20 protein-coding genes are annotated in these 24910 nt (G+C 72.2%); 15 read left to right on the top strand and 5 right to left on the bottom strand.

Annotated elements, in window-relative coordinates; translation table 11 throughout:
- Positions 1 to 3: 3 nt before the first annotated feature.
- The gene (locus E4P38_RS11930; protein ID WP_245160976.1) at positions 4 to 894 is read right to left on the bottom strand and encodes a diguanylate cyclase; all 891 of its coding nucleotides are present in this window, start codon (positions 892 to 894) and stop codon (positions 4 to 6) included.
- A gap of 176 nt (positions 895 to 1070) precedes the next feature.
- Here E4P38_RS11930 and E4P38_RS11925 point away from each other — a divergent pair, with 176 nt between their 5' ends.
- Both E4P38_RS11925 and E4P38_RS11920 read left to right on the top strand, forming a co-directional pair.
- Entirely contained in the window at positions 1071 to 2009 is a 939-nt protein-coding gene (locus E4P38_RS11925; RefSeq protein ID WP_209309068.1) for a hydroxymethylglutaryl-CoA lyase, read from the top strand.
- Positions 2006 to 2506: a flavin reductase family protein gene (locus E4P38_RS11920; RefSeq protein WP_135132027.1), complete on the top strand. Its 501-nt coding sequence runs from the start codon at positions 2006 to 2008 to the stop codon at positions 2504 to 2506. The genes E4P38_RS11925 and E4P38_RS11920 overlap by 4 nt, the downstream gene beginning before the upstream one ends.
- A gap of 66 nt (positions 2507 to 2572) precedes the next feature.
- On the opposite strand, the gene E4P38_RS11915 is transcribed toward E4P38_RS11920, so the two are convergent.
- Entirely contained in the window at positions 2573 to 4939 is a 2367-nt protein-coding gene (locus E4P38_RS11915) for a SpoIIE family protein phosphatase (protein WP_245160967.1), read from the bottom strand.
- A gap of 142 nt (positions 4940 to 5081) precedes the next feature.
- On the opposite strand from E4P38_RS11915, the gene E4P38_RS11910 reads away from it, so the two are divergent.
- Entirely contained in the window at positions 5082 to 5822 is a 741-nt protein-coding gene (locus E4P38_RS11910) for a hypothetical protein (protein ID WP_135132026.1), read from the top strand.
- Here the strand turns inward: E4P38_RS11910 and E4P38_RS11905 are convergent.
- The 3 genes from E4P38_RS11905 to E4P38_RS11895 all read right to left on the bottom strand — a co-directional run bounded on the left by E4P38_RS11905 (position 5738) and on the right by E4P38_RS11895 (position 7695).
- A complete protein-coding gene (locus E4P38_RS11905) occupies positions 5738 to 6265 on the bottom strand; it encodes a hypothetical protein (RefSeq protein ID WP_245160978.1) in 528 nt (175 codons plus the stop codon). The two genes, E4P38_RS11910 and E4P38_RS11905, sit on opposite strands and share 85 nt — an antisense overlap.
- Complete coding sequence (locus tag E4P38_RS11900) at positions 6258 to 6623, bottom strand: hypothetical protein (protein WP_135132025.1); 366 nt, start codon at positions 6621 to 6623, stop codon at positions 6258 to 6260. The genes E4P38_RS11905 and E4P38_RS11900 overlap by 8 nt, the downstream gene beginning before the upstream one ends.
- Before the next feature lie 79 nt (positions 6624 to 6702).
- Positions 6703 to 7695, bottom strand: coding sequence for an aldo/keto reductase (locus tag E4P38_RS11895; protein ID WP_135132024.1), 993 nt, complete (start codon positions 7693 to 7695; stop codon positions 6703 to 6705).
- 131 nt (positions 7696 to 7826) lie between these two features.
- Here E4P38_RS11895 and E4P38_RS11890 point away from each other — a divergent pair, with 131 nt between their 5' ends.
- From E4P38_RS11890 to E4P38_RS11835, 12 genes are all read left to right on the top strand, one after another.
- The gene (locus E4P38_RS11890; RefSeq protein WP_135132023.1) at positions 7827 to 9290 is read left to right on the top strand and encodes a S8 family serine peptidase; all 1464 of its coding nucleotides are present in this window, start codon (positions 7827 to 7829) and stop codon (positions 9288 to 9290) included.
- A 102-nt stretch (positions 9291 to 9392) separates the two neighbouring features.
- The gene (locus tag E4P38_RS11885) at positions 9393 to 9842 is read left to right on the top strand and encodes a peroxiredoxin (protein WP_135132022.1); all 450 of its coding nucleotides are present in this window, start codon (positions 9393 to 9395) and stop codon (positions 9840 to 9842) included.
- Positions 9843 to 9922: 80 nt separating this feature from the next.
- The gene (locus E4P38_RS11880) at positions 9923 to 11704 is read left to right on the top strand and encodes an N-acetylglutaminylglutamine amidotransferase (RefSeq protein ID WP_135132021.1); all 1782 of its coding nucleotides are present in this window, start codon (positions 9923 to 9925) and stop codon (positions 11702 to 11704) included.
- A 1-nt stretch (position 11705) separates the two neighbouring features.
- Positions 11706 to 13469 (top strand): N-acetylglutaminylglutamine synthetase, encoded by a 1764-nt coding sequence (ngg, locus tag E4P38_RS11875; protein WP_135132020.1) that lies wholly within the window; start codon positions 11706 to 11708, stop codon positions 13467 to 13469.
- Between the two features lie 16 nt (positions 13470 to 13485).
- Positions 13486 to 13872, top strand: a complete 387-nt coding sequence (gene crcB, locus E4P38_RS11870; protein ID WP_135132019.1) for a fluoride efflux transporter CrcB — start codon at positions 13486 to 13488, stop codon at positions 13870 to 13872.
- Positions 13869 to 14225 carry a CrcB family protein gene (locus E4P38_RS11865; protein ID WP_135132018.1) on the top strand — a complete coding sequence of 119 codons (357 nt, stop codon included), beginning with the start codon at positions 13869 to 13871 and terminating at the stop codon, positions 14223 to 14225. Before crcB ends, E4P38_RS11865 begins: the two co-directional genes overlap by 4 nt.
- A gap of 30 nt (positions 14226 to 14255) precedes the next feature.
- A complete protein-coding gene (locus tag E4P38_RS23195) occupies positions 14256 to 15746 on the top strand; it encodes a trehalose-6-phosphate synthase (RefSeq protein WP_245160966.1) in 1491 nt (496 codons plus the stop codon).
- A complete protein-coding gene (gene otsB / locus E4P38_RS23190; RefSeq protein ID WP_135132017.1) occupies positions 15743 to 16486 on the top strand; it encodes a trehalose-phosphatase in 744 nt (247 codons plus the stop codon). Before E4P38_RS23195 ends, otsB begins: the two co-directional genes overlap by 4 nt.
- A 323-nt stretch (positions 16487 to 16809) precedes the next feature.
- A complete protein-coding gene (locus tag E4P38_RS11850) occupies positions 16810 to 18417 on the top strand; it encodes a methyl-accepting chemotaxis protein (protein ID WP_135132016.1) in 1608 nt (535 codons plus the stop codon).
- 294 nt (positions 18418 to 18711) lie between these two features.
- Positions 18712 to 20328, top strand: a complete 1617-nt coding sequence (locus E4P38_RS11845; RefSeq protein WP_135132015.1) for a methyl-accepting chemotaxis protein — start codon at positions 18712 to 18714, stop codon at positions 20326 to 20328.
- Between the two features lie 352 nt (positions 20329 to 20680).
- Entirely contained in the window at positions 20681 to 22321 is a 1641-nt protein-coding gene (locus tag E4P38_RS11840) for a methyl-accepting chemotaxis protein (RefSeq protein WP_135132014.1), read from the top strand.
- Between the two features lie 174 nt (positions 22322 to 22495).
- Positions 22496 to 24910, top strand: a complete 2415-nt coding sequence (locus tag E4P38_RS11835; RefSeq protein WP_135132013.1) for a chemotaxis protein CheA — start codon at positions 22496 to 22498, stop codon at positions 24908 to 24910.

The raw sequence follows: 24910 nt of genomic DNA, 5'->3' as shown, positions 1-24910 counted from the left end.
GGCCTAGGACCGGGTTCGCCGGCGACGGCGCAGCTTGTCGGCGTACATGGCGTCGTCGGCCTCACGCACCACCCGGTCGTAGACGTCCCCGGGCTGGAGGCTCCCGGCCACCGAGCCGATCCCGATGCTGAGACCGATCGAGACCGTCGTCCCACTGAGCGGCAGCGGCTCGGTCACCGAGGCACGCAGCCGCTCGGCGAGCACCTCGGCGTCCGCCGGCTCGGTGTTCTCGCAGACGATGCTGAACTCGTCGCCGCCCAGGCGGGCCGCCGTGTCGCTGGCCCGGAGCACCGAGCGGAGCCGCTCGGCGAAGGTCACCAGCACCAGGTCGCCCATGGGGTGACCGAGCTCGTCGTTGATCGCCTTGAAGCCGTCGAGGTCGGCGATCAGCACGCAGGTCGGGGTGTCCTCGCGGCGGCCGCGTTCCAGGGCGTGCCAGAGCCGGTCCTGGAACAGGAGGCGGTTGGGGAGCCCGGTCAGGGGGTCGTGCAGCGACCGGTGGACCAGCTGCGCCTCCAGCGCCTTCCGCTCGGTGATGTCCTCGACGATCATCACCAGGTGGGCGGGCTGGCCGTCCGTCGCAGCGACCCACGACGCGGTCACCTGCACGGGGACCTCGGTGCCGTCGGTCCGCAGGAGCCTCGTCTCGTGCCGCATCGGCCGCTTCGGTGCGGCCAGCAGCGACTGGTAGGCCTCGCGGGCGGCAGAGACGCCGTCGGGGTGCACGAGGTCGAGGACCGACCGGGCGTAGAGGTCCTCGGCCGTCCGGTCGACCATCAGGCACAGGGCGGGATTGCTGTCGACGATCACGCCGTCCGGGGTGGTCAGTGCGACGCCCATCGGGGCGTTGGCGAAGGCGCTCCGCCGGTCAGCCGGGGGCAGGTCACCGACCATCTCGATCACGTCCTCACCCCCCGGGTGGTGTCCCATGCGTGCCTGTCGCGTTCATCTTCCGTGACCGGTACCCCAATCCACGCACCGGACGTCACGGAACCGTTCCGGGTCGCCTCATCGGGGGAACGGCCAGGGGGTGCAGGATGAAAGGAACCTGCCGCGACGAGGAGGCATGCGTGAACGAGTTCGACCTGGTGCTGCCGGCGACGGTCGACGTCCGCGAGGTCGGCATGCGCGACGGACTGCAGCTGGAGGCGGCCGTCCCGCTGGAGGCCAAGCTGGCGATGCTCGAGGCGCTGGTCGCGACCGGCGTCCGGCGGATCGAGGCGACGTCGTTCGTCTCGCCGAAGGCCGTGCCCGCGCTCGCCGACGCCGACCAGGTCGCCGCCGAGCTGTCCCGCTGGGACGGGGTGCTGTGGTCGGCCCTGGTCGCCAACGCCCGGGGCGCGGTGCGGGCCGTCGATGCCGGCGTGGCCAACCTCGAGTACGTCGTGTCCGCCACCGACGGGCACAGCCAGGCCAACGCCGGCCGGACGACGGCGGAGGCGGTCGCCGCGGTCGGGGAGATCGCCCGGCTCGCCCACGGGGCCGGCGGCTCGCTCGAGGTCATCATCGCCACGGCCTGGGACTGCCCGTTCGACGGTCGCACCCCGATCACGCGCACGGTCGACGTCGCCCGCGCCTCGGTGACCGCCGGCGCCGACCAGCTGTGCCTGGGCGACACGATCGGCACGACGACCCCGCTGCGGGTGGTGCAGCTGCTCGACGCCGTCCGGCGGGCCTGCCCCGGCGTCCCCCTGGGCGTGCACTTCCACGACACCCGCGGCACCGGGCAGGCCAATGCGCTGACCGCGATCCAGGCGGGGGTGACCCAGCTGGACTCCTCGATCGGCGGCCTCGGCGGCTGTCCGTTCGCACCCGGCGCCAGCGGCAACATCGCCACGGAGGAGCTGGTCTACATGCTGGAGGGGTCCGGCGTGCGGACCGGGCTCGATCTGGACGCCGTCCTCGCCGCGGCCCGGGTCACCGAGCAGGCCGTCGGCCACGAGCTGCCCAGCTCGCTGTACCGCGCCGGCGGGCGGTCGGTCCCCCGCACCGCTGCTGCCGGCGCATGACCGGCTCCCCCGACGTCCCCCGCATCGTCGACCCGCAGGTCCTGCGCGAGGTCCTGGGGCACTTCGCCTCCGGGGTCACGGTCGTCACCGCGGTCACCGACGACGGCCCGACCGGTTTCACCTGCCAGTCGTTCAGCTCGCTGTCGCTCGACCCGCCCCTGGTCGCCTTCGCCCCGGCGCGGACGTCGCTGACCTGGCCGAAGCTCCGCGCGATCGGCACGTTCTGCGTCAACGTCCTGGCCGAGGGCCAAGACGACGTCTCGCAGAACTTCGCCCGCTCGGGCTCGGACAAGTTCGCCGAGGTCCGCTGGTCGCCGAGCGCGCACGGGTCACCGGTTCTCGACGACGTCGTCGCCTGGATCGACGGCGAGCTCTGGGCCGAGTACGACGGCGGTGACCACAGCATTGTGGTCGCGCGCGTGCTCGACCTCGGGGCCGATCCGGACCGCCGGCCGCTGCTGTTCCACCGCGGCACCTACGGCCTGCTCGGACGCTGATGGAACGGCCCTGCGTCAGGGTCCCGCCCCGAGCCTGCGAGGGGTGGGGGGACGTGGGGTCCTTTTTCAGTCGAAGCGGACGGCGATCAGCGCGACGTCGTCCCGATGGTCGAGGGCACCGCTGACAGCCGCGTCGCACAGCTCGCGGGGGCCGGCATCGCGGGGGGCGCGCATGACCCGCTCGCACAGTTCGTGGATGCCCTCGTCCATGTCCCGACCGGGCCGCTCGATCAGCCCGTCGGTGTAGGCGACCAGGGTCGAGCCCCGGGGCACCTCGAGCACCACCGTTTCGCGGTGGCTGGAGACGTCGACGCCGACGAGCATGCCGGTCACCTCCGCGAGGATCTGCACGCTCCCGTCCGGATGGCGCAGCAGCACCGGCGGGTGCCCCGCGTTCGCGATGTGCACCCGCCAGGGCGCGCCGTCGCCGGACGGGCGCACGGCCCGTGCGTAGACCATGGTCGCGAGGGAGGCGACCCGTAGGCCCTGGACGAGCCGGTCCACGCGGGCGAGAACCGTGGCCGGGTCGGCGTCCTCGGCCTCCCACACGACGGCGCGGAGCAGACCGCGCAGATGCCCCATCGCCGCCGCGGCGGCGACGTCGTGGCCGACGACGTCGCCGACCACGATGCCGACGGACCCGTCCGGCAGGGCCAGCAGGTCGTAGAAGTCGCCGCCCACGTCGGCGGCGGACGACGCGCTGACGTAGTGGGCGGCCGACTCGATCCCGGGCACCTCGGGGAGCACGGGCAGCAGCGAGCGCTGGAGCGTGTCCGCGACCGAGTGCTCCCGTTGGTAGAGACGGACGTTGTCGATCGCCAGGGCCGCCCGGCTCCCGAGGTCGGCGGCGAGGTGGACGTCGTCCTGGCCGAAACCGTGGTCGTCGTCGGCGCGGATGAGCGCGATGGCCCCGAGGGTGCGGCGGCGGGCGACCATCGGCACGGTCAGCACCTGGGTGCCCCCGAGCCGGTGGAAGGCCTCGAGCGCACCGGGGTAGGTGAACACCTCGGCGAGGACGGCGGGGGGCAGCTCGTCGAGCAGGACCGGCCGGGACGACGCCATGCTCCGCCGGCTCGGGGATCCCGGGCCGAGGTGCATCACGTGGAGGGCGGCGAACTCCCGCAGTTCGTCCGCGCGGCCGTCCCGGTGCCGGGCGGCGAACTCGCGGATGTCGCCGTACTCGTCGAGCAGCGTCACGAACACCCAGTCGGCCAGCCGCGGCACGCACAACCCGGCGAGCCGGTCCAGCAGTTCGGTCATGTCCAGCGTGCCGATCAGCGTGCTGGTCGCCTCGGCCATGAGGGCGAGGCGACCCTGCGCCCGCTCGGCCTCGGCCTGTGCCCGCTCGGCGTCCGCCCGGGCCTGCTCGGCGATCGAACGGGCGAGCTCGGCCTCCTGCCGAGCGGCCTGCTCGGCGACGAAGGCGGCCTCCCGCTCCCGTTCCACCCGCACGCGCTCGGTGACGTCGGTCTGCACGCCCACGAAACTGACCAGCTCGCCCGCCCCGTCGAAGACGGGGCTCACCGACAGCTGGTTCCAGAAGGCGGTGCCGTCCTTGCGGTAGTTGAGCAGCGTCGTCGTGACGGTGCGCCGCTCCTGGAGAGCGGCGCGGATCTCGGCCACGGCCGCGGGATCGGTGGCCGGGCCCTGGAGGAAGCGGCAGTTGCGGCCGACGGCCTCGTCGGCCTCGTAGCCGGTGATCCGGGTGAAGGACGGGTTGACCCAGACCAGCGGGTTGTCCGGCTCCCGGGGGTCGGTGATGGCGAAGGTGATGTCGGTGGCGATGACGGCGCGCTCACGCAGCGCCTGGAGGTAGGCCTCCGGGTCCGCCGTCTGCTCGAGCGGGTCCAGCTCCAGGAACACGACCAGCGCGAGCGCCTGGTCGCTGTCGGTCTGCGACAGCGGGAACCCGGTGACCCAGAGCAGCTGATCGGACTCCCCCTCGTCGTCGTCCGCGCGCTGCTGCTCGGTGCTCGTGCCGGGCGAGAGGCGCACGGCCTCGCCGGCGACCGGGCGGCCCTGAGCGACTGCGGACAACGGTCCGACGCTGTTGGCCAGTGGCCCGCCGCCGAGGTCGGTGAGCCCCGCGGCCGCGCCCCACGTGTCGACGTCGACCGGGAGGCCGATGTTGCCCGCGAGCTCGACCGCGGCGGTGTTGGCGTAGACGACCGTGCTGCTGCTCTGGTCGATGACGAGGACCGCGACCGGCACGGTGGCCAGGACGGCGGGCAGCGTCGAGTGCCCGCCCGCCTGGCCCCCGGGGCCCGAGACGGCGGCGTTCGCGGCAGTGACGATGCCCGCCTGTTGACCGAGCTCCGCCTCGGCGTCGACGAGCGCGGTCGAAGGGTTCGGGGCCACGGCGAGGTCGGCGACGGCCTCCAGCGCACGGGTGGGTGCAGGAGGTGTGTCGGGGCGATCGCGCTCGTACGGCACGACCTCTATTTAACCGTGCGCCACCGATCTACTCGCGCAACGCCCCAGGCATCCGACCAGCGCGGAGCGGGCGCGTGTGCGCCGTCCGGTTCCGGGGAACCCCGCCCTCAACCCGTTCGTCAGCGGGAGTGGAGGACTCATCATGGGACTGCTCGATCGGTTGTTCGGCCGCCGGGACCGCCAGCGGTACGGCCACCAGGACCAGCCGCAGTACGCGGCGCGCGGCCGGAACGAGCAGTTGCCCGACGAACAGGCCGTCGCCCGCTACCGATACCTGCTGCGCACGGCGCCGCCGGAGCAGATCGAGCAGGCGCACGCGGAGGCCTTCGCCCAGCTGACCGCCGACCAGCGGCAGCAGGTGCTCGCCCAGCTCGCCGCCGTCACACCGGCCGGGGAGCGGCCGCGGACCGACGACCCGGAGACCCTGGCGCGGGCGGCCACCCGTGCCGAGGTGCGGCAGCCCGGGACGCTGGAACGTGCCCTGGGCGGATACGGCCCGGGATACGGAGCCGGCGGGGGCGGGGGCTATGGCGGGGGGTATGGCGGGGGCTACGGCCAGGGTTATGGGCCTGGCTACGGCCGCGGCGGGTACGGCGGGCCGGGCATGGGCAGCATGATCGGCGGGAGTCTGCTGGGCACGATCGGCGGCCTGGTCATCGGCACTGCGGTCGCCGACGCGCTCTTCGACACCGGCATGGGGGACGGCGGCCTGTTCGGGGGCGGCGACGAGGAGGCCTACGCCGACGGGTACCAGGACGGCGCGCAGGCGGACGGCGGCGACTACGGCGGTGACGGGGGCTACGACGGTGGTGGCGACGTGGGCGGTGGGGACTTCGGGGGAGGCGACTTCGGCGGTGGGGACTTCGGCGGCGGCGAGTTCTGACCCGTGCGCCGGAGCAGCAGCAGGCCCAGGACGGGCAGGACCAGCGGGACGAAGTAGTAGCCGCGGCCGAAGGCCGACCAGACCGTCTCGTCCGGGAACGCCGCCCGGTCGGTCAGGGACAGCGTTCCCACGGCGAGGACGCCGACCAGTTCCACGCTGATGGCCACGAGCGCGAGCCGCCGGCCACCGGGGCCACCGCGGACCAGCCCCACCGTCGCCACGATGTAGACGACCGCGGCGAACGCCGACAGCAGGTAGGCCACCGGCGCCTCGTCGAAGCGGGTGGCGAGCTGCACCGCCGCCCGGGCGCCGGCGGCCAGGGCGAAGGTGCCGTAGACGGCGACGAGCACGCGACCGGCGCCGCTCCGGCCCGGCGAGCCGCCACCGCCCCGCACCGCCGGGGCACCCAGGGCCCGATCGTCGCGCCCACGCCCGTCAGACACCTGTCGCCTCCCACAACTGGAGCAGCCGCCAGGCCATGACACCCACGACCGCGGCGGAAACCGCCATGACCGTCCCCGCCCACCGGGTCCGCTCGGACCGCGCCCACAGCCCACCGGCGATCGGCACGAGGACGATGCCGCCCAGGTAGCCGAGGAAGGTCGGGGTGTCCGCCGGGCGCTCGCCACCGACGATCGCACTCACCGCGACGCCCGCCTGGACCAGGAGCAGCAGCTCCAGGACGCCGGCGACGGCCAGGTGCAGCAGCCCGATCTGCCGCCGCGCGAGCGTCGAGACGATGCCCAGGACCGCGAGCAGCACCGCGATCGCGGTGATCGCACCCACCAGGAACGTCGTCACTGGCGCGGATCCGGGAGGACGGCGGCGGGCAGCACGCCGCCATCCTCCCGTCCGACCGCTCGGCGCAGAGGCCGGGGTGTCAGCGGTGCACCGACGACATGTCCGGGTAGCGGTCGCCGGCAGCCGCGCCGACGGGGGCGGCCTCGTCCAGCCGGCGGAGGTCGTCGTCGCTCAATTCCACGTCGACGGCGGCCGCGTTCTCCTCGAGGTAGGCCACCCGCTTCGTGCCGGGGATCGGCACGATCGCCGGATGGCCGGGGCGGTCGCTCTGCGCCATCACCCACGCCAGGGCCAGCTGGCTCGCCGTGACGCCCTTCTCGTCGGCGATCTCCCGCACCCGGTCGACCAGCCGCAGGTTCTGCTGGAACGCCTCCCCCTGGAAGCGCGGGTTGTGACGCCGGAAGTCCTTCGGGTCGAGGTCGTCGAGGCTGCGGATCTCCCCGGAGAGGAACCCGCGGCCGATGGGGGAGTAGGCGACGAAGCCGATATCGAGCTCGGCGCAGGTCGCCAGCACGCCGTCGTCCTCGGGATCGCGGGTCCAGAGCGAGTACTCCGTCTGCACCGCCGTCACCGGCTGGACGGCGTGCGCGCGGCGAATCGTCTCCGGCGCGGCCTCGGAGATGCCCGCGTGCCGGATCTTGCCGGCGTCGACGAGTTCCTTCAACGCGCCCCAGGTGTCCTCGATCGGCACCGTGGTGTCGACGCGGTGCTGGTAGTACAGGTCGATCACGTCGACGCCGAGGCGCCCGAGCGAGGCGTCGCAGGCCTGGAGCACGTACTCGGGCCTGCCGCTGATACCGAGGAACGAGCCGTCCTCGCCGCGCTGGTTGCCGAACTTCGTCGCGAGGACCACCTCGTCGCGGCGGCCGGCGATGGCCTGGCCGACCAGGCGCTCGTTGGTGAACGGGCCGTACATGTCGGCGGTGTCGAGGAAGGTGACGCCGAGGTCGAGGGCCCGGTGGATGGTCCGTTCGGCCTCCTCCTGGTCGCCGGTCCCGTAGAACTCGCTCATCCCCATGCAGCCGAGCCCCTCGGCCGCAACGGTCAGGTCGCCCAAAGTCCGTGTACGCATGCCCCGCTCCTGCCCGGTGCCGGGAGCGGGAAACCGGCCGCGTCGCTACCCCTGAGTAACCCACCCTCCGGTGCGTCGTTGGGACAGGGCACACAGCGCCTGACCAGAGGGCCGTTTCCCCGAGGAGTGCCATGTCGTTCCGCCGAAGCCTGGGGGCGGTGAGCGGCGCCGTCGTCCTCGGTGCCCTGTTCGCCGCACCTGCCCACGCCGCCCCCTCCCCCGCTCCGGTCCAGGACTTCCTGGCCGGGCAGTTGGGCACGCTGGCCGCGGCCACGCCGACGACCGTGCTGGTGCACGGGACGGACATCGCCGCGGCGCGCGCCGCGGTCGACGCCACCGGGATGGCGCTGGTCACCGAGTTCGAGCAGATCGGGGTGGCGGTCGCCTCGGGCACGGCCGGCCAGATCGAGTCGGCGCGGACGCAGCCGGGCGTCACCTACCTCGAGGGCAACAGCCCGATCAGCTTCTTCGACGAGACGTCGAACGACGCCACCCGCGGTGCCGAGGCCGTGTCGACGCTGACCGGCGCGAACGGTCAGGCCCTGGACGGCAGCGGCGTCTCCGTCGCGGTCATCGACTCCGGCGTCGACCCGACCCACCCGTACCTGCAGGACGCCGACGGCGGCAGCGCCGTCGTGGCCAACCTGAAGAGCGTGTGCCTGGACGAGTCCACGCAGAGCACCGACTGCGTCCTGCCGGTGCCCGGCTTCCTGGACACCGACACCATCTCCGGTGGCGGGCACGGCACCCACGTCAACGGCATCGTCGCCGGACGGCCGACCACGCTGTCCGACGGGACCCAGCTCCAGGGTGCCGCCCCCGGCGCGAGCCTGGTGTCCATCTCGACCGGCGCGGTGCTGCTCATCGTCGGGGCGGACTCGGCGCTGAACTGGGTGCTGGAGAATCACGACGCGCCCTGCGGCGACGGCGTCCCGGCGAGCACGTGCCCGCCGATCAAGGTCACCAACAACTCCTACGGCCCCACCGGTGGTGGCGAGTTCGACCCGAACTCGGCGACCGTGAAGCTGCAGCGCGCCCTGGCCGCCGACGGCGTCGTGACCGTGTGGGCGGCCGGTAACGACGGTGGCGACGGTTCCGAGTCGCTCACCAACCCGCCCGGCCAGGACCCGACCGGGGGCATCCTCTCCGTCGCCTCCTACTACGACCAGGCCACCGGCACGCGGGACGGCGTGGTCAGCGACTACTCCTCGCGCGGTGACGCCACGGACCCCTCCACCTGGCCGGACCTCTCCGCGCCCGGTGAGGACATCAACTCCTCCTGCCGCCTGTACCTGCCCATCTGCTCCACGGGGCTGGCGCCGCAGAACGGTCCGGGACCGCTGGACATCGGCACCTTCAACACCATCAGCGGGACGTCGATGGCCGCCCCGCACATCGCCGGGATCGTGGCCCAGCTCTTCCAGGCCGACCCGACGGCGACCCCGGCGGAGATCGAGGCCGCGCTCAAGGGCACGACCTACCGCTACACCGTCGGCGCCGCGTACTCCAGCGCCGGCGGCTACACGACGTCCTTCGACAAGGGCACCGGCCTGGTGGACGTCGTCGCGGCGGTCGCCCGCCTCACGGAGGCCTGACCCCCAGCAACAGTCAGCTCCAGCCAACACCTCGACGCAGGGCCCCGGCCGGTTCCACGTGGAACACCGAACCGGCCGGGGGCTGGCGTGCGAACCGAGGTCATGAAGCGCACCGACATGGCCCCGGACTTCGAGCTGCCCGATCAGTTCGGCGTCCTCCGGCGGTTGTCGACGATGCTGCAGGACGGTCCGGTCGCGCTCTTCTTCTACCCCGTGGCGTCCAGCGGCGGGTGCACCACGGAGATGTGCGCCGTGCGGGACCGCTCCGCGGAGTTCCAGGCCGTCGGAGCCCAGCGCGTGGGGATCAGCCGCGACCCGGTCGCGGCACAGCTGCGGTTCGCCGAGTCGAACGGCCTGGACTTCCCACTGCTCTCCGACGGCGACGGGACGGTCTGTGCGGCCTACGGTGTGGGCCGCTCGATGGCAGCCGCGCCGGTGAAGCGGCACACGATCGTCATCGGCACCGACGGCCGGGTGACCGACGTGGTGAAGAGCGAGTTCCGGTTCGGCAAGCACGCGGCGAAGGCGCTGGACGCCCTCCGGTCGCCCTGACCTTTCGGGAGCGTGAACTCCGCCACCCGCGGGCTTCCTCCCGTCGCGGCGGCTCTGTCCCCCTGGTTGGATCAGTCTGCATGTGCGGCCTCTGCGGCGAGATCACCTTCGACGGATCCATGGCCGACACGACGGCCGTCGCGCGGATGGTCGAGGCCCTCGTCCCCCGCGGCCCGGACGGTCAGGGGTTGTGGAGCACCGGGCGGGTGGCGTTCGGTCACCGGCGGCTCTCGGTCATCGACCTCTCCACCTGCGGCTCCCAGCCCATGGTCGACAACGATCTCGGGCTGACGGCGGTCTTCAACGGCTGCATCTACGACTACCAGGAACTGCGCGCCGAGCTGGAGGGCCACGGCTACCGGTTCTTCTCGCACAGCGACACCGAGGTGATCCTCAAGGGCTACCACCACTGGGGTACCGACGTCGTCTCGCACCTGCACGGCATGTTCGCCTTCGCCATCCACGAGCGGGACAGCGGCCGCGTCGTCCTGGCCCGCGACCGCCTCGGGATCAAGCCGCTCTACCTCGCCGAGACCCCCGGCCGGTTGCGGTTCGCCTCGACGCTGCCGGCCCTGCTGCGCGCGGGCGACGTGGACACGTCCATCGACCCCGTCGCGCTGCACCACTACCTCACCTGGCACGCCGTCGTCCCCGCGCCGCGGACGCTGCTGACCGGCGTGCGCAAGCTGCCGCCTGCGACCGTGCGGGTGATCGAGGCCGACGGGTCGAGCACCGAGCACCGCTACGGGGAGCCCCGCTACGAGCGGCGTCCCGAGCATGCGAGCTGGTCCGCCCGTGACTGGGAGGACGCGATCGAGGACGCGCTGCGGGTCGCCGTCCGCCGGCGCCTGGTCGCCGACATCCCGGTCGGGGTGCTGCTCTCCGGCGGCCTGGACTCCAGCCTGATCGTGGGCCTGCTCGCGCAGGAGGGGCAGACGGGCCTGGCGACCTACTCGATCGGCTTCGAGTCCGTCGCCGGTCAGGAGGGCGACGAGTTCGCGTACTCCGACGTCATCGCCGCGCACTTCGGCACCGACCACCACCGCATCCGGGTGGGCAGCGACGAGCTGGCCGGGTCTCTCGCGCACGCGATCGGCGCGATGGCCGAGCCCATGGTGAGCCACGACGTCGTCGCCTTCGACTTGCTCAGCGAGCGGGTCAGCCAGTCGATCCGCGTCGTCCAGTCCGGGCAGGGCGCCGACGAGGTCTTCGCCGGCTACCACTGGTACCCCCCGCTGGACGGCCTCGACCGGGACGCCGCGATCGCCGAGTACGCCAAGCGGTTCTTCGACCGCGACCACGCCGCGATGAGCCGGATCGTCTCCGACCGGTACGCGCTGGCCTACGACCCGAGCCTGGCGTTCGTCCGGGCGCACATGTCCGCGCCCGGTGCCGACACCGCCGTGGACGCCGCGCTGCGGCTCGACAGCGAGATCATGCTGGTCGACGACCCGGTGAAGCGCGTCGACAACATGTCCATGGCGTGGGGTCTGGAGGCGCGGGTGCCGTTCCTCGACCACGACCTGGTCCAGCTGGCGGCGATGTGCCCGCCGGAGCTGAAGCTCGCCGACGGCGGCAAGGGCGTGCTCAAGGCGATCGGACGGCGGATCATCCCGCCCGAGGTGATCGACCGGCCGAAGGGCTATTTCCCGGTGCCGGCCATCACGCATCTCGAGGGCAAGGTGCTCGACCTGGTCCGCGACGCGCTGTCCGGCGATGCGGCCCGCGACCGGGGGCTGTTCCGGCCCGAGTACGTCGACGAGCTCCTCGCCGACCCCAACGGCGAGCTCACGCCGCTCAAGGGCAACAAGCTCTGGCAGCTGGGCCTGCTCGAGCTCTGGCTCCAGGCGCACGCGGTCTGACATGACGACCACACCCCGGGTGGCCGGGCGTCGCCGTCGGACGGCGGTGCCCGAGGCGCCGACGATCACCAGCCGGTCGTGGCAGCAGCCGTCGGAGCACCAGCTGCAGGGGATGGGGTCAGACGTCGTCCTCGACCTCGGCTGGGGCCGGCTGATCTTCGGCCAGACGTTCGGCGACCTCCGGCGGATCGTCGACGAGTTCCGGGCGGAGGAGGCCGGCGAGCGCGACATCTGCATCTACCCGCGGGACCCGCACGTGCTGGTCGGCCTCGCACCGGACGAGCTGTTCATCGACCCCAGCTACACCTACCGGCTCGACCTGCACCGGTACCGCCCCCGGTCGGAGCTGATCCGCGGCGTCTTCGTGCGCACCGTGACCTCCGAGGTGGAGATGGAGCTCATCAACGACATCTACGCGCTGAACGGGATGGTCGTCGGCGACACCGACGTCATGTGGCGCAACCACCGCACCCGGACCTTCACCTACCTGGTGGCCGAGGACCGGCGCACCGGGAAGATCGTCGGCTCGGTCACCGGCGTCGACCACGAGCTGGCCTTCGGTGACCCGGAGGGCGGCACGAGCCTCTGGTCCCTCGCGGTGCACGCCCAGGACGCGCCGCCCGGGACCGGGGAGGCGCTGGTGCGCGTGCTCGCCGAACGCTACGTCGGCCGCGGGCGCTCCTACCTCGACCTCTCGGTCATCCACGACAACGGCGCCGCCATCGCGCTCTACCGCAAGCTGGGTTTCACCCGGGTCGCCGCGGTGTGCGTGAAGCGCAAGAACCCGATCAACACCTCGCTCTACGCCGCGCGACCGCCGGGCCTCGACGGCCTCAACGTCTACTCGCGGATCATCGCCGACGAGGCGCTGCGCCGCGGCATCCGGGTGGAGGTGACCGACGCCGAGAGCGGCGAGATGCGGCTGTCGATCGGGGGACGGACGGTGCTCACCCTGGAGTCGCTGTCGGAGTTCACCACCGCCGTCGCCATGAGCCGCTGCGACGACAAGCGGGTGACCCGCCGGATCATGGAACGGGCCGGCGTCCGGGTCGCCCGGGGCGTCGTGGCCTGCGAGGGCGACCTGGCCGCTGCCCGCGCGCTGCTCGGTGACGTCGGCCAGGTCGTGGTCAAGCCCGCTCGCGGCGAGCAGGGCCGCGGCATCACCGTCGGTGTCATCGACGACGCCGGGCTGGCCCGCGCCGTCGACGCCGCCCTGCAGTTCTGCCCCGACGTCCTCGTCGAGGAGCTCGCACCGGGTGAGGACCTCCGGGTGATCGTGATCGACCGGAAGGTGGTCGCCGCCGCCGTCCGGCGGCCCGCCGAGATCCTCGGCGACGGCCGGCACACCGTGACCGAGCTGATCCGGACCACCAGCGTGCGGCGGGAACGGGCGACCGACGGCGAGTCCCGGATCCCGCTGGACGACACCACCGCCGAGGTCGTGGCCGAGGCAGGCTGGGCGATGGACGACGTCCCCCCGAACGGGCAGCGCATCCGCGTCCGGTGGACGGCGAACCTGCACACCGGCGGCACGATCGAGGACGTCACCAGCCGCCTGCACCCCGACATCGCCGACGCCGCGGTCCGGGCCGCGGCCGCGCTCGGCATCCCGGTGACCGGACTGGACTTCCTGGTGCCCGACCTCGACGCCGGCGACCACGTGTTCATCGAGGCGAACGAACGCCCCGGGCTGGCCAACCACGAGCCGCAGCCGGTCGCCGAGCGGTTCGTCGACCTCCTCTTCCCGGAGACCCGCCTCCGCTGACGGCACACTCACCCGCGTGATCTACCTGCTTGCCTCGCTCGGTGGCGCGCTGGGGGCGCTGGCCCGCTGGGGGATCGGCGAGGCGCTGCCGCACTCCCCCGGCTCGTGGCCCTGGGCGACGCTGCTGATCAACCTCACCGGCTGCCTCCTGCTCGGCGGGCTGTTCGCGGTGCTGGCCGGCCGGGTGCCCGAGCCGTCCTGGGTGCGGCCCTTCGTCGGGGTCGGCGTGCTGGGCGGCTACACCACCTACTCCACGTTCGCCGTCGAGATCGTCGACCTGACCCGTGCGGGAGCGGCGTTCACGGCGGTGGCCTATCTGGTGCTCTCCGTCGTCGGCGGGGTGCTGGCGGTCGCCCTGGGCGCGGTGGCGGTCCGCCGGCTCGTCGGCGAGGCCTCACCGTGACGCCGCTGCTCGTGGCCGCGGGGGCGCTCGTCGGCGCCCCGCTGCGACTGTTCGCCTCGCGCCGGGCGAGCCGGAACGGGGGCGACCCCGCCGTCGGCACGCTCGTCGTCAACGTCGTCGGCAGCGCCGTCCTCGGGCTGCTGCTCGGACTGGGCGGCGTACCGGAGGAGGTGCTGGCGCTCGTCGGCATCGGCTTCTGCGGGGCGCTGACCACCTTCTCCACCTTCGGTGCCGACGTCGTCCGGCTGGTCGAGGAGCGCGTCCTCGGCCGGGCCGTGGCCTACCTGACGGCGACCCTCGTGCTCGGGGTGGGTGCCGCCGCGGCGAGTTACGGACTGGCCGGTCTGCTCTGATCCCGGCCGGTCGGTAGGGTCGGGGGCGGTATGGGGGAGAAGACGCAACAGCACACCGGGGCGGACAGTCCCGTGGTCGTCGTCGCCAACCGGCTGCCGGTCGACCAGGTGACCGATCCCGACGGCAGCACGCGGTGGCAGCGCAGCCCCGGGGGGCTCGTGACGGCCCTGGAGCCGTTCGTGGCCGGCCGCGGTGGCGCCTGGGTGGGCTGGTCCGGCTCGGCGGGTGACGCCCCCGAGCCCTTCGAGTCCGGCGGCATGTCGCTCATCCCGGTGCCGCTGACCGAGGAAGAGGTCGACCGCTACTACGAGGGTATGTCGAACGCCTCGCTGTGGCCGCTGTACCACGACGTCGTGGAGAAGCCGGAGTACCACCGCGCCTGGTGGGACACCTACGTGCAGGTCAACAAGCGGTTCGCCGAGCGGGCGGCGGCCGTCGCCGCCGAGAACGCCATCGTCTGGGTGCACGACTACCAGCTGCAACTGGTTCCGGCGCTGCTGCGTCAGCAGCGCCCGGACCTCACGATCGGCTTCTTCCTGCACATCCCCTTCCCGCCCTACGAGCTGTTCACCCAGCTGCCGTGGCGGTCGGCGATCGTCGAGGGGCTGCTCGGCGCCGACCTCGTCGGGTTCCAGCGCCCGGCGGCCGCGTCGAACTTCGTCCAGCTCGCCCGCCGGCTGCACGACCTGCCGGCTCGCGGCCCCGTCGTCGAGTACGACGGCCGCACGGTGGCCGCCCGCGCCTTCCCGATCTCCATCGACGTCGCCGCGTTCGACGAGCTGGCCCGGTCTCCCGAGGTGCTGGCGCGCGCCGAGGAGATCCGCAAGGAGCTCGGCAACCCGTCGAAGATCATCCTGGGCGTCGACCGGCTGGACTACACCAAGGGCATCGGTGTGCGCCTGGCCGCGTTCGAGGAGCTCCTCGAGGACGGCGCGGTCGAGGCCCCGGACACCGTGCTGGTCCAGGTGGCGACACCGAGCCGCGAACGCGTCGAGCACTACGTGCACATGCGGGAGACGATCGAGCAGCAGGTGGGCCACATCAACGGGGTCTTCGGCACGATGGCCGGCCCCGCGGTCCACTACTTCAACCAGTCGATGCCGCGCGAGGAGCTCGCCGCGCTGTACCGCGCGGCCGACGTCATGCTCGTGACGCCGTACCGCGACGGCATGAACCTGGTGGCGAAGGAGTACGTGGCAGCCCGCGGCGACCTCGGCGGGGCACTCGTCCTGTCGGAGTTCGCCGGCGCGGCCGCGGAGCTCAAGCAGGCGTTCCTGGTCAACCCGCACGACATCGCCGGGGTCAAGAGCCAGCTGGTCCGCGCCCTGCGGATGGACCGGACCGAGGGCGCCAAGCGGATGCGGGCGATGCGCCGCCACCTCGCCCGGAACGACCTGGAGCACTGGGCGAACTCCTTCTTCGACGCGCTGCGCGGGCAGGCCTCCGGGCAGCCGACCGGCCGGCCGGCGGGCCGGGAGTCGGCGCCGCTCGCGCGGAACCAGGGCGGAGCGCAGGGGTGAGCGGGGTGCCGGCAGATCTGGATGCCGCGCTGACCGCGTTCGCCGCCCGGCGGCCGCTGCTCGTCGCGAGCGACTACGACGGCGTCCTGGCCCGGCTGCGGGACGAGCCGTCGGCGGCGGTGCCGGAGCCGGGCGTCGCCGAGGCGCTGGCCCGGCTCACCGGCGTCCCGGGTGTGACGGTGGCGCTCGTCAGCGGCCGGGGTGTCGCCGATCTCCAGGAGACGAGTGGCCTGTCCGGCCCGTTCCGCTGGGTGGGCAGTCACGGCGAGGAGTTCGACGGTCCCCTCGCGGAGGAGCTTGCTGGCCGGCGCGACGAGCTGGCCGCGGTGCTGGCACCGGCGGTCGCCGACGTCCCGGGTGCCCGGCTGGAGATCAAGCCGGCGAGCGTCGCCGTGCACGTCCGCCAGGTCGAGGACCGCGCTCTGGGGGCTGCCGTGCTGGAGCGGGCAGGTGCACTGGTCGATTCGTCACTGACGTTGAAGCCGGGCAAGGACGTCCTCGAGGTCACCCTCACCGAGGCCGACAAGGGCACGGCCGTCCGGCGACTGATGGCTGAGCTCGACGCCGCCGCGGCGATGTACCTCGGGGACGATGTCACCGACGAGGACGCCTTCCGGGCGCTGGCCCCCGAGGGACTGACGGTCAAGATCGGGGACGGCGCCACCGATGCCCGTCACCGGGTCGCCGACCCTGCCGGCGCCCTCGCCGTCCTGCGCCGACTGGGCGATCTGCTCGCCTGACAGCACGTAGTTTCCGCCGCGTGTCGGCGAACGGTTGAGATGACCGACCGTTCCGGATTACGGTCACGGCCGCAGCCGGGTCGACACCGGCGCGCCGATATCGCGTCCACCAGGCATTTCGAAGCCATTCCGCTCGCCATTCCGCGGGGCCATGCGGCGGCGCGTGTCGACAAATAATCGACCGACGGACGCTGACCTGCCCTACACATCACGATTGGCAAAACCATAGGGTCTCAAGCGTCGCCGGTGTCCTTGGAGTGACAACAATCTCCGTGTCACCACAACCCGGTGGCGATCCGCTCGACCACCCAGGACGGTTTGACGTGACTCCCACTGCCCCCTCCCCCGCCGCCCAGCGGCGGTCCGGTTGGTTCGCCAACCGGCCGCTGGCAGTAAAGTTTGGTGTCCTCGTGGCCGCCGTCGCGCTCGCCTTCGGCGGCGTGCTCGGATCGATGCTGATCGGCAACGCTGCAGTGCACGACGCCAACGCCGAGCTCGCCCATCTCAACCAGGCCGAGAAGCTGGTGCTCCAGCTCGACACCCGCGCCAGCGAGCTGAAGGTTGACGGGTTCAAGACGATCACCCGCGACAACCCTTCCGAGCAGCTGCCGGAACTGGCCGACGACATCGCGACGCCCGAAGGCATGCTCGAAGAATTGGCGACGATCCCCCTCACTGGTCCCGCCGCCGAGCCGGTGGCCGGCCTGGCCGATAGCTTCGGCGCCTACACCGACGCCATCTCCGCCTGGATCAATGAGGCTGTGGCCGACCCGATCTCCATGCGGGCCCGCTGGGAGGAGATCCAGGCGGCCAACGACCTGACCGACGGTGCCGTCGGCGCGGCGAAGGACGCGCTCGCGGCCGAGACTGCGTTGGCGGGGACCCGACTGAACGACGCGATCACCCGGTCCCAGAACATCTCCTTGCTCATCGCACTGGCGGGCGTGACGTTCATCGGACTGGTCAGCTGGGTGACGCTGAAGTCCATCACCAGGCCGGTGCAGCTGGTCAAGGCGTCCCTGGAGGCGCTCGCCGCCGGTGACCTCACCGTGGCCACGGGCGTGCGGTCGAAGGACGAGGTCGGCCAGATGGCCGCCTCGCTGGACGCCGCGCAGATCAGCCTGCGGGAGGTCCTGGCCGGCGTCGCCGCCTCGGCCCAGGCCGTCGCCTCCTCCTCGGAGGAGCTGTCGGCCAACTCGGCGCAGATCGCGGCCTCGGCGGAGGAGACCTCGGTGCAGTCGGGCGTCGTCGCCTCGGCGGCCGAGGAGGTCTCGCGCAGCGTCGAGACCGTCGCCGCCGGTGCCGAGCAGATGGGTGCCTCCATCCGGGAGATCGCCTCGAACGCCGCGGAGGCCAGCGAGGTCGCCGCGCGTGCGGTGGACGCCGCGGCCACCACGACCGCCACGGTCGCGAAGCTGGGCGAGTCCTCGGCCGAGATCGGCAACGTCGTCAAGGTCATCACCTCGATCGCGGAGCAGACGAACCTGCTTGCGCTGAACGCCACGATCGAGGCGGCGCGGGCCGGGGAGGCCGGTAAGGGCTTCGCCGTCGTCGCGAACGAGGTGAAGGAGCTGGCGCAGGAGACGGCGAAGGCGACCGAGGACATCGCCAAGCGCGTCCTGGCGATCCAGGGTGACACCACGGCTGCGGTGGCCGCGATCGAGGAGATCTCCTCCATCGTCGCCCAGATCTCCGACCGGCAGACCACCATCGCCTCGGCGGTGGAGGAGCAGACCGCCACCACCAGCGAGATGTCCCGCTCGGTGCAGGAAGCCGCCGGCGGTACCGGGGAGATCGCGGCCAACATCACCGGGGTCTCCTCGGCCGCGGAGTCCACCACGTCTGCGCTGACCCAGACGCAGAGCGCGGTGGACGAGCTGTCCCGGATGGCGACGGATCTGCGCGCGACCGTCGGCCGGTTCACCTACTGATCCGCCGCACCCGCCGGGATGTCCCGGAACGCCCGGAGGCGCATGACCGCGACGGTCATGCGCCTCCGGCGCGTTCGGGCGTGCGCCGAGGGAATGGCACTGATGTCGACATGACGCCTCGTGAAATGCGGTCACCGGCCTTTCTCTCGTAAGCAATACGACACGTCCGGAAATGCGTGTCGCCCCGCGCCCGAATGCGACACCATTCCCCACGCGCACCACCCCTGCCACGGCGAAGCCCCGTCCGCGGCAATCTCACGGGCCGCCCCTCGGTCCCGATCTCAGGAGCCCGTCATGTCCGTCCCCGCGCGTTACGCCCGTTCAGGGCGATTCGGTGGCTGGTTCGCCGACCGCCCCATCGGTGCGAAGATCGGCGCGGTCGTCGGACTGCTCGCCGTCGTCGTGCTGGCCACGAACTTCCTCGCCATCTCCCGCATCAGTGACATGCGGGCCAACCAGGAGGCGATCTACAGCGAGAACCTCCAGCCGCTGAACTCGCTGTCCGCCGTCCAGCGCGCTACCGCCGCACACCGGGCCCGCGTGCTCGAGTACGCCGTGTCGGACGCGGCCCGCCGCGAGGAACTGCTCGGCGAGATGGACGAGAAGCAGGCCGACGTGGAAGCCGCCCTGGCGGAGTACGAGCCGTTCATCATCGACCAGGCGGCCATCGACAAGTACCTGAGCTCCCGTGAGCAGTTCCTGAACTCGAACGCGACCCAGCTGTTCCCGGCAGCCGATGCCGGCGACCTGGCCACCTACGCCCAGATCTATCGCGAGGTGTCGAGCCCGCTGCTCACCGCCATCGCCGATGGTCTCGAGGAGGAGGGCGTCGCCCAGTCCGCGGAGGCGGCCCGCCGCAACGCGGCGGCAGCGGACGAGGCGAGCACCGCGATCACGACCCTGCTCATCACCGCGCTCGCGTCGGTCGTTCTCGCCACGGGCCTGACCGTGGTCGTCGTCCGCCGGATCACCGGGACCGTGCGGGCGGTGCAGCGCTCCGCCGAGGCCATGGCCGCCGGCGACATGACCATCGCCACCGGGGTGACGTCCGACGACGAGCTCGGCCGCATGGCCGCCGCCATCGACGCGGCCCAGACCGGCCTGCGGCAGGTCCTCGCCTCGGTCGTGGAGTCCGCCGACGCGGTCGCCGCCTCCTCGGAGGAGCTGTCGGCGTCGTCGGCCCAGATCTCGGCCAGCGCCGAGGAGACCTCCGCGCAGTCCGGTGTGGTGTCCAGTGCTGCTGAAGAGGTCAGCCGGAGTGTGCAGACCGTCGCCGCGGGTGCCGAGGAGATGGGTGCCTCCATCCGGGAGATCGCCTCGAACGCCGCGGAGGCCAGTGAGGTCGCCGCGCGTGCGGTGGACGCCGCGGCCACCACGACCGCCACGGTCGCCAAGCTGGGCGAGTCCTCGGCCGAGATCGGCAACGTCGTCAAGGTCATCACGAGCATCGCCGAGCAGACGAACCTGCTGGCGCTGAACGCGACGATCGAGGCGGCGCGGGCCGGCGAGGCCGGCAAGGGCTTCGCCGTCGTCGCCAACGAGGTCAAGGAGCTCGCCCAGGAGACCGCCAAGGCGACCGAGGACATCGCCCGGCGGGTGCTCGCCATCCAGGGCGACACCACCGCCGCGGTGGCTGCGATCGAGGAGATCTCCACGATCGTCGCCCAGATCAGCGACCGGCAGACGACCATCGCCAGCGCCGTGGAGGAGCAGACCGCCACCACGAGTGAGATGTCCCGCTCGGTGCAGGAGGCCGCGAACGGCACGGGGCAGATCGCCACGAACATCACCGGCGTGTCCTCGGCTGCGGACTCCACCACGCAGGCGCTGAGCCAGACCCGCATCGCTGTGGACGAGCTGTCCCGGATGGCATCGGACCTGCGCTCCACCGTCGGGAAGTTCACCTACTGATCGACGTACGCCCTCGAGAGGGGTGATCGCCGGGAGACCGGCGATCACCCCTCTCGTCGTTCTCCGGGAATGCAATGCGTACACCGGTGGCCACCCCGTCGTCGGCTTTCCCGCCCCGACCGGGCTCGGACGAATGGCGCCGGAACCGGTAGAGAAAATGCCGCTTTGTCGACAGGCGGAGAACGGTCACCGACCAATCTTCTCCGGATCCGCCGACACGCGACCCGTGCAATGTTTGAGCACCGCTCGTGCCCTAACTTTCCTCTTGTCACGCGGCCCCACCCGGGCCACCCGATACGGCGCAACGAAGCCCCGTCCGCCCGAATCTGTTCCGCCATTCCTGGAGAGCAACATGACCGCCGTCGCCCCTGTCCCGACCGCTCCCGGCTCGCGTTCCCCTCGTGCCTGGTGGGGCGACCGCGGGGTGAGCACGAAGACCCTCACCGCTGTGGGCACCGCAGCCGCCGTCGCCGTGGGCGTCGGGGTCCTGGGCATCACCGCGCTCGGCGACTCGGCTGCCACCAGCCAGGACCTCTACGAGAGCAACATCGCTGCCATCGAGGCCTCGGCCGGCATGAACGACTCCCTCGGCAAGGTCCGTATCGCCGCGCGGAACGCACTCCTCACGCCCCTGGACGCCGACAGCGTCACGATCACCGACACGACCATCCCAGAGCTGGCCGAGGGGTTCCACGCCGCCGCGGACGCCTACGCCGCGTCGAGCCCGACCGCTGAGAAGCAGGCCCTCGTCGACGAGGCGGTCGCCGCTTTCGACGAGTACGTGGCAGCGGCCCGGACGACGCTCGGCCCGCTCGCGCTGAATCAGGACGCCGCGGGATGGTGGGCGGTGAACGACGCCGAGGTCGCTCCCCTCGCCGTCACCGTCGACGAGAACCTCTCCCGGGTACGGGAACTGGAGGACGCCAACGCCGCCGCCGACGCCGCTGCCGCACGTGACCAGTACTCCTCCCAGCGCACGCTCGCCATCGCCGTCCTGCTCGTGGGCCTCGGCCTGGCGCTGCTGGTCGGGTTCCTGGTGGCGCGGGGCATCGCCCGAAGCGTGGGCCGGGTGCAGCAGGTCGCCGAGGCGCTGGCCGCCGGCGACCTGACCCGGACCAGCGACCTGACCACCGGCGACGAGCTCGGGCGCATGGGACAGGCCCTCGACACGGCGGTCGGCAACCTGCGGAACGTGCTGTCGGAGGTGGCCGCCTCGGCGGACGCGGTGGCGGCGTCGTCGGAGGAGCTGTCGGCCTCGTCCGCGCAGATCTCGGCTTCGGCGGAGGAGACCTCGGCCCAGGCCGGCGTGGTGTCGGGGGCAGCGGAGGAGGTCAGCCGCAGCGTGCAGACCGTCGCCGCCGGTGCGGAGGAGATGGGTGCCTCGATCCGCGAGATCGCGACGAACGCCGCGGAGGCCAGCGAGGTCGCCGCCCGCGCCGTCACGGCTGCAGAGACGACCACCGCGACCGTCGCCAAGCTGGGCGAGTCCTCAGCCGAGATCGGCAACGTCGTCAAGGTCATCACGTCGATCGCGGAGCAGACGAACCTGCTCGCGCTGAACGCCACGATCGAGGCCGCGCGGGCCGGGGAGGCCGGCAAGGGCTTCGCCGTGGTCGCCAACGAGGTCAAGGAGCTGGCGCAGGAGACGGCGAAGGCCACCGAGGACATCGCCCGGCGGGTGCTCGCCATCCAGGGCGACACCAGTGCTGCCGTGGCCGCCATCGGCGAGATCTCCACGATCGTCGCCCAGATCTCCGACCGGCAGACCACCATCGCCAGCGCGGTGGAGGAGCAGACCGCGACGACCAACGAGATGTCCCGCTCGGTGCAGGAAGCGGCCGGTGGCACGACGCAGATCGCCGGCAACATCACCGGCGTCTCGACCGCTGCCGAGTCGACCACGCAGGCCCTGACCCAGACCCGGACCGCCGTCGACGAGCTCTCCCGCATGGCCGCCGACCTGCGCACCACGGTGGCCACGTTCACCTACTGAACGGAATCTCCCTGAGGGGGCCGGTCCCGTGCCGCGGGTGCCGATAAGACGAATGACGGCTGCCGCCGGCGGAGTTCACCTTGACTCCGCCGGGGGCGCGCCGATGACCCCACCGGGCGGGCTCCGCGACCTGCATGGAGCCCGGCCGCAGACGTGAGAGAGAAGGCAACAAGCGTGGACGGTCTGGACGACATCGTCGAGGAGTTCCTGGTCGAGAGTCACGAGAACCTCGACCAGCTGGACTCGGACCTGGTCGCCCTCGAGCAGGACCCCAACTCCCGCGAGCGGCTGTCCAGCATCTTCCGGACGATCCACACCATCAAGGGCACGAGTGGCTTCCTCGCCTTCAACCGGCTGGAGGAGGTCACGCACGTCGGGGAGAACATGCTTTCCCGGCTGCGGGACGGCGAGCTGGACCTGACCCCGACCCGCACCAGCGTGCTGCTGCAGATGGTCGACAGCGTCCGGTCGCTGCTCACCTCGATCGAGGCGAGCGGCGGCGAAGGCCCGGTCGACGTCTCCGGTGTCGTCGCCGCGATCACCGCCGCCATGGAGGACGCGCCCGCCGCTCCGGCTGCCGTCATCCCCGCTCCCCGCGCGGCACCCGCGGCCAAGAAGGCGCCGGCAGCGAAGAAGGCGCCGGTGAAGAAGGCCGCGACCGCGAAGACGACCGCGCGCAAGGCGACCACGCCGCGTGCCAAGGCGACCGCTCCGGCGGCACCCGCCGCCGCGCCGCTGGACGACGCGCCGGTCGCCGTCCTCGCCGACGAACTGCCCGAGACCGTCGACGTGCACCCCGTCGTGGACGCGTTCAGCGACCACGCGGAGGAGTCGGAGGCCGCCCCGGCCGCCTCCGGTGACGGTCAGCCCCGTCGCGCCGTCGCCGACAGCACGATCCGCGTCGACGTCGACCTGCTCGACGAGCTGATGCTGCTCGTCGGTGAGCTGGTGCTGACGCGCAACCAGATCGTGCAGAACGTCGCGCGCCAGACCGACACCGACCTGATCCGGGCGTCGCAGCGGCTCAACCTCATCGCCAGCGAGCTGCAGGAGGGCGTCATGAAGACGCGCATGCAGCCCATCGACCACATCTGGTCGAAGCTGCCGCGCGTCGTCCGCGACCTCGGTCTCCAGCTGAAGAAGTCGATCACCCTGGAGATGGAGGGCCGCGAGACCGAGCTCGACAAGACGCTGCTCGAGGCCGTCAAGGACCCGTTGACGCACCTCGTCCGCAACTCCGTCGACCACGGCATCGAGACGCCCGACGAGCGCAGGAAGGCAGGCAAGCCCGCCGAGGGCGTCCTGACCCTCCGCGCACGGCACGAGAGCGGACAGGTCGTCGTCGAGGTGGCCGACGACGGCGCCGGCATCGACCCGGCCAAGCTGGGCGCCAAGGCGGTGCAGCGCGGCCTGGTCACCGCCGACGCGCTGACCCGCATGAGCCCGGCCGACATCCTGCAGATGATCTTCCTGCCCGGGTTCTCGACGGCGGCCGCGGTCACCAACGTCTCCGGCCGCGGGGTCGGCATGGACGTGGTCAAGACCAACATCGAGTCCATCGGCGGCACCATCGAGGTCGAGTCCGAGGCCGGCCGCGGCACCGTGTGCCGACTCCGGATCCCGCTGACCCTGGCGATCGTCCCGGCGCTGACCGTCGAGTGCGCCGGCGACCGCTACGCCATCCCGCAGATCAGCCTGCAGGAGCTGGTCAGCCTGGACGCCGAGAAGGCGGCGAACGCGGTCGAGGAGGTCGGCGGCGCGCAGGTCTACCGCCTGCGTGGCGAGCTGCTCCCCCTGGTCCGGCTCACCGACGTCCTGGGCCTGACGTCCGAGCGGCATGACGGCCACGTCGTCATCGCCGTGCTGCGCTCCGAGGGACGGCGCTTCGGCCTGGTGGTCGACCGCGTCATCAACACCGAGGAGATCGTCGTCAAGGCGGTCGGTGGCCAGATGAAGGCGATCGGCCTGTACTCCGGCGCCACCGTCCTCGGTGACGGCACCGTCGCCCTGATCCTCGACGTGCAGGCGCTGGCCCGCCGGGCACTGCGCACCGAGACCACCGATCGTCAGGACTCGCAGAAGGCGGCTGCGCACGCCGCCGCCGCCAGCGAGACCGAGCGGCAGCGCATGCTGTTGGCAGCCATCGGCGGCGGCCGGCGCGTGGCCATCCCGCTGGACACCGTGACCCGCCTCGAGCAGGTCCGCACCGACTCGGTGGAGAAGGTCGGCAACCGCGAGGTCGTCCAGTACCGCGGCGCGATCCTGCCGATCGTGCGGCTGGACCGTCACCTCGGCGCCTACGGCGAGAGCGACCGCGAGGTCCTCGAGGTCATCGTCTACGCCGACCACGGCCGCAGCGTCGCGATCGTCGTCGAGGAGATCCTCGACATCGTCGACGGCGAGGCGGCGATCCGCAGCGACATCGACGACCTGGGCCTGCTCGGCTCCGCCGTCCTCGGCGACAAGGTGACCGAGCTGCTGGACGTGCGGGCCGCGATCCTCGCCGCCGACCCGGCGTTCTACAACACCCCCGCGATCCCCGCCCAGATGACGCCCGAGGGCGCCACCACCTCTCTGCTGGAGGTCTGA

Source organism: Blastococcus sp. CT_GayMR16 (genome assembly GCF_004570875.1).
Lineage (GTDB): Bacteria > Actinomycetota > Actinomycetes > Mycobacteriales > Geodermatophilaceae > Blastococcus_B.
The sequence above is the reverse complement of the archived record's forward strand: the minus strand, read 5'-3'. Positions and strand labels throughout refer to the sequence as shown.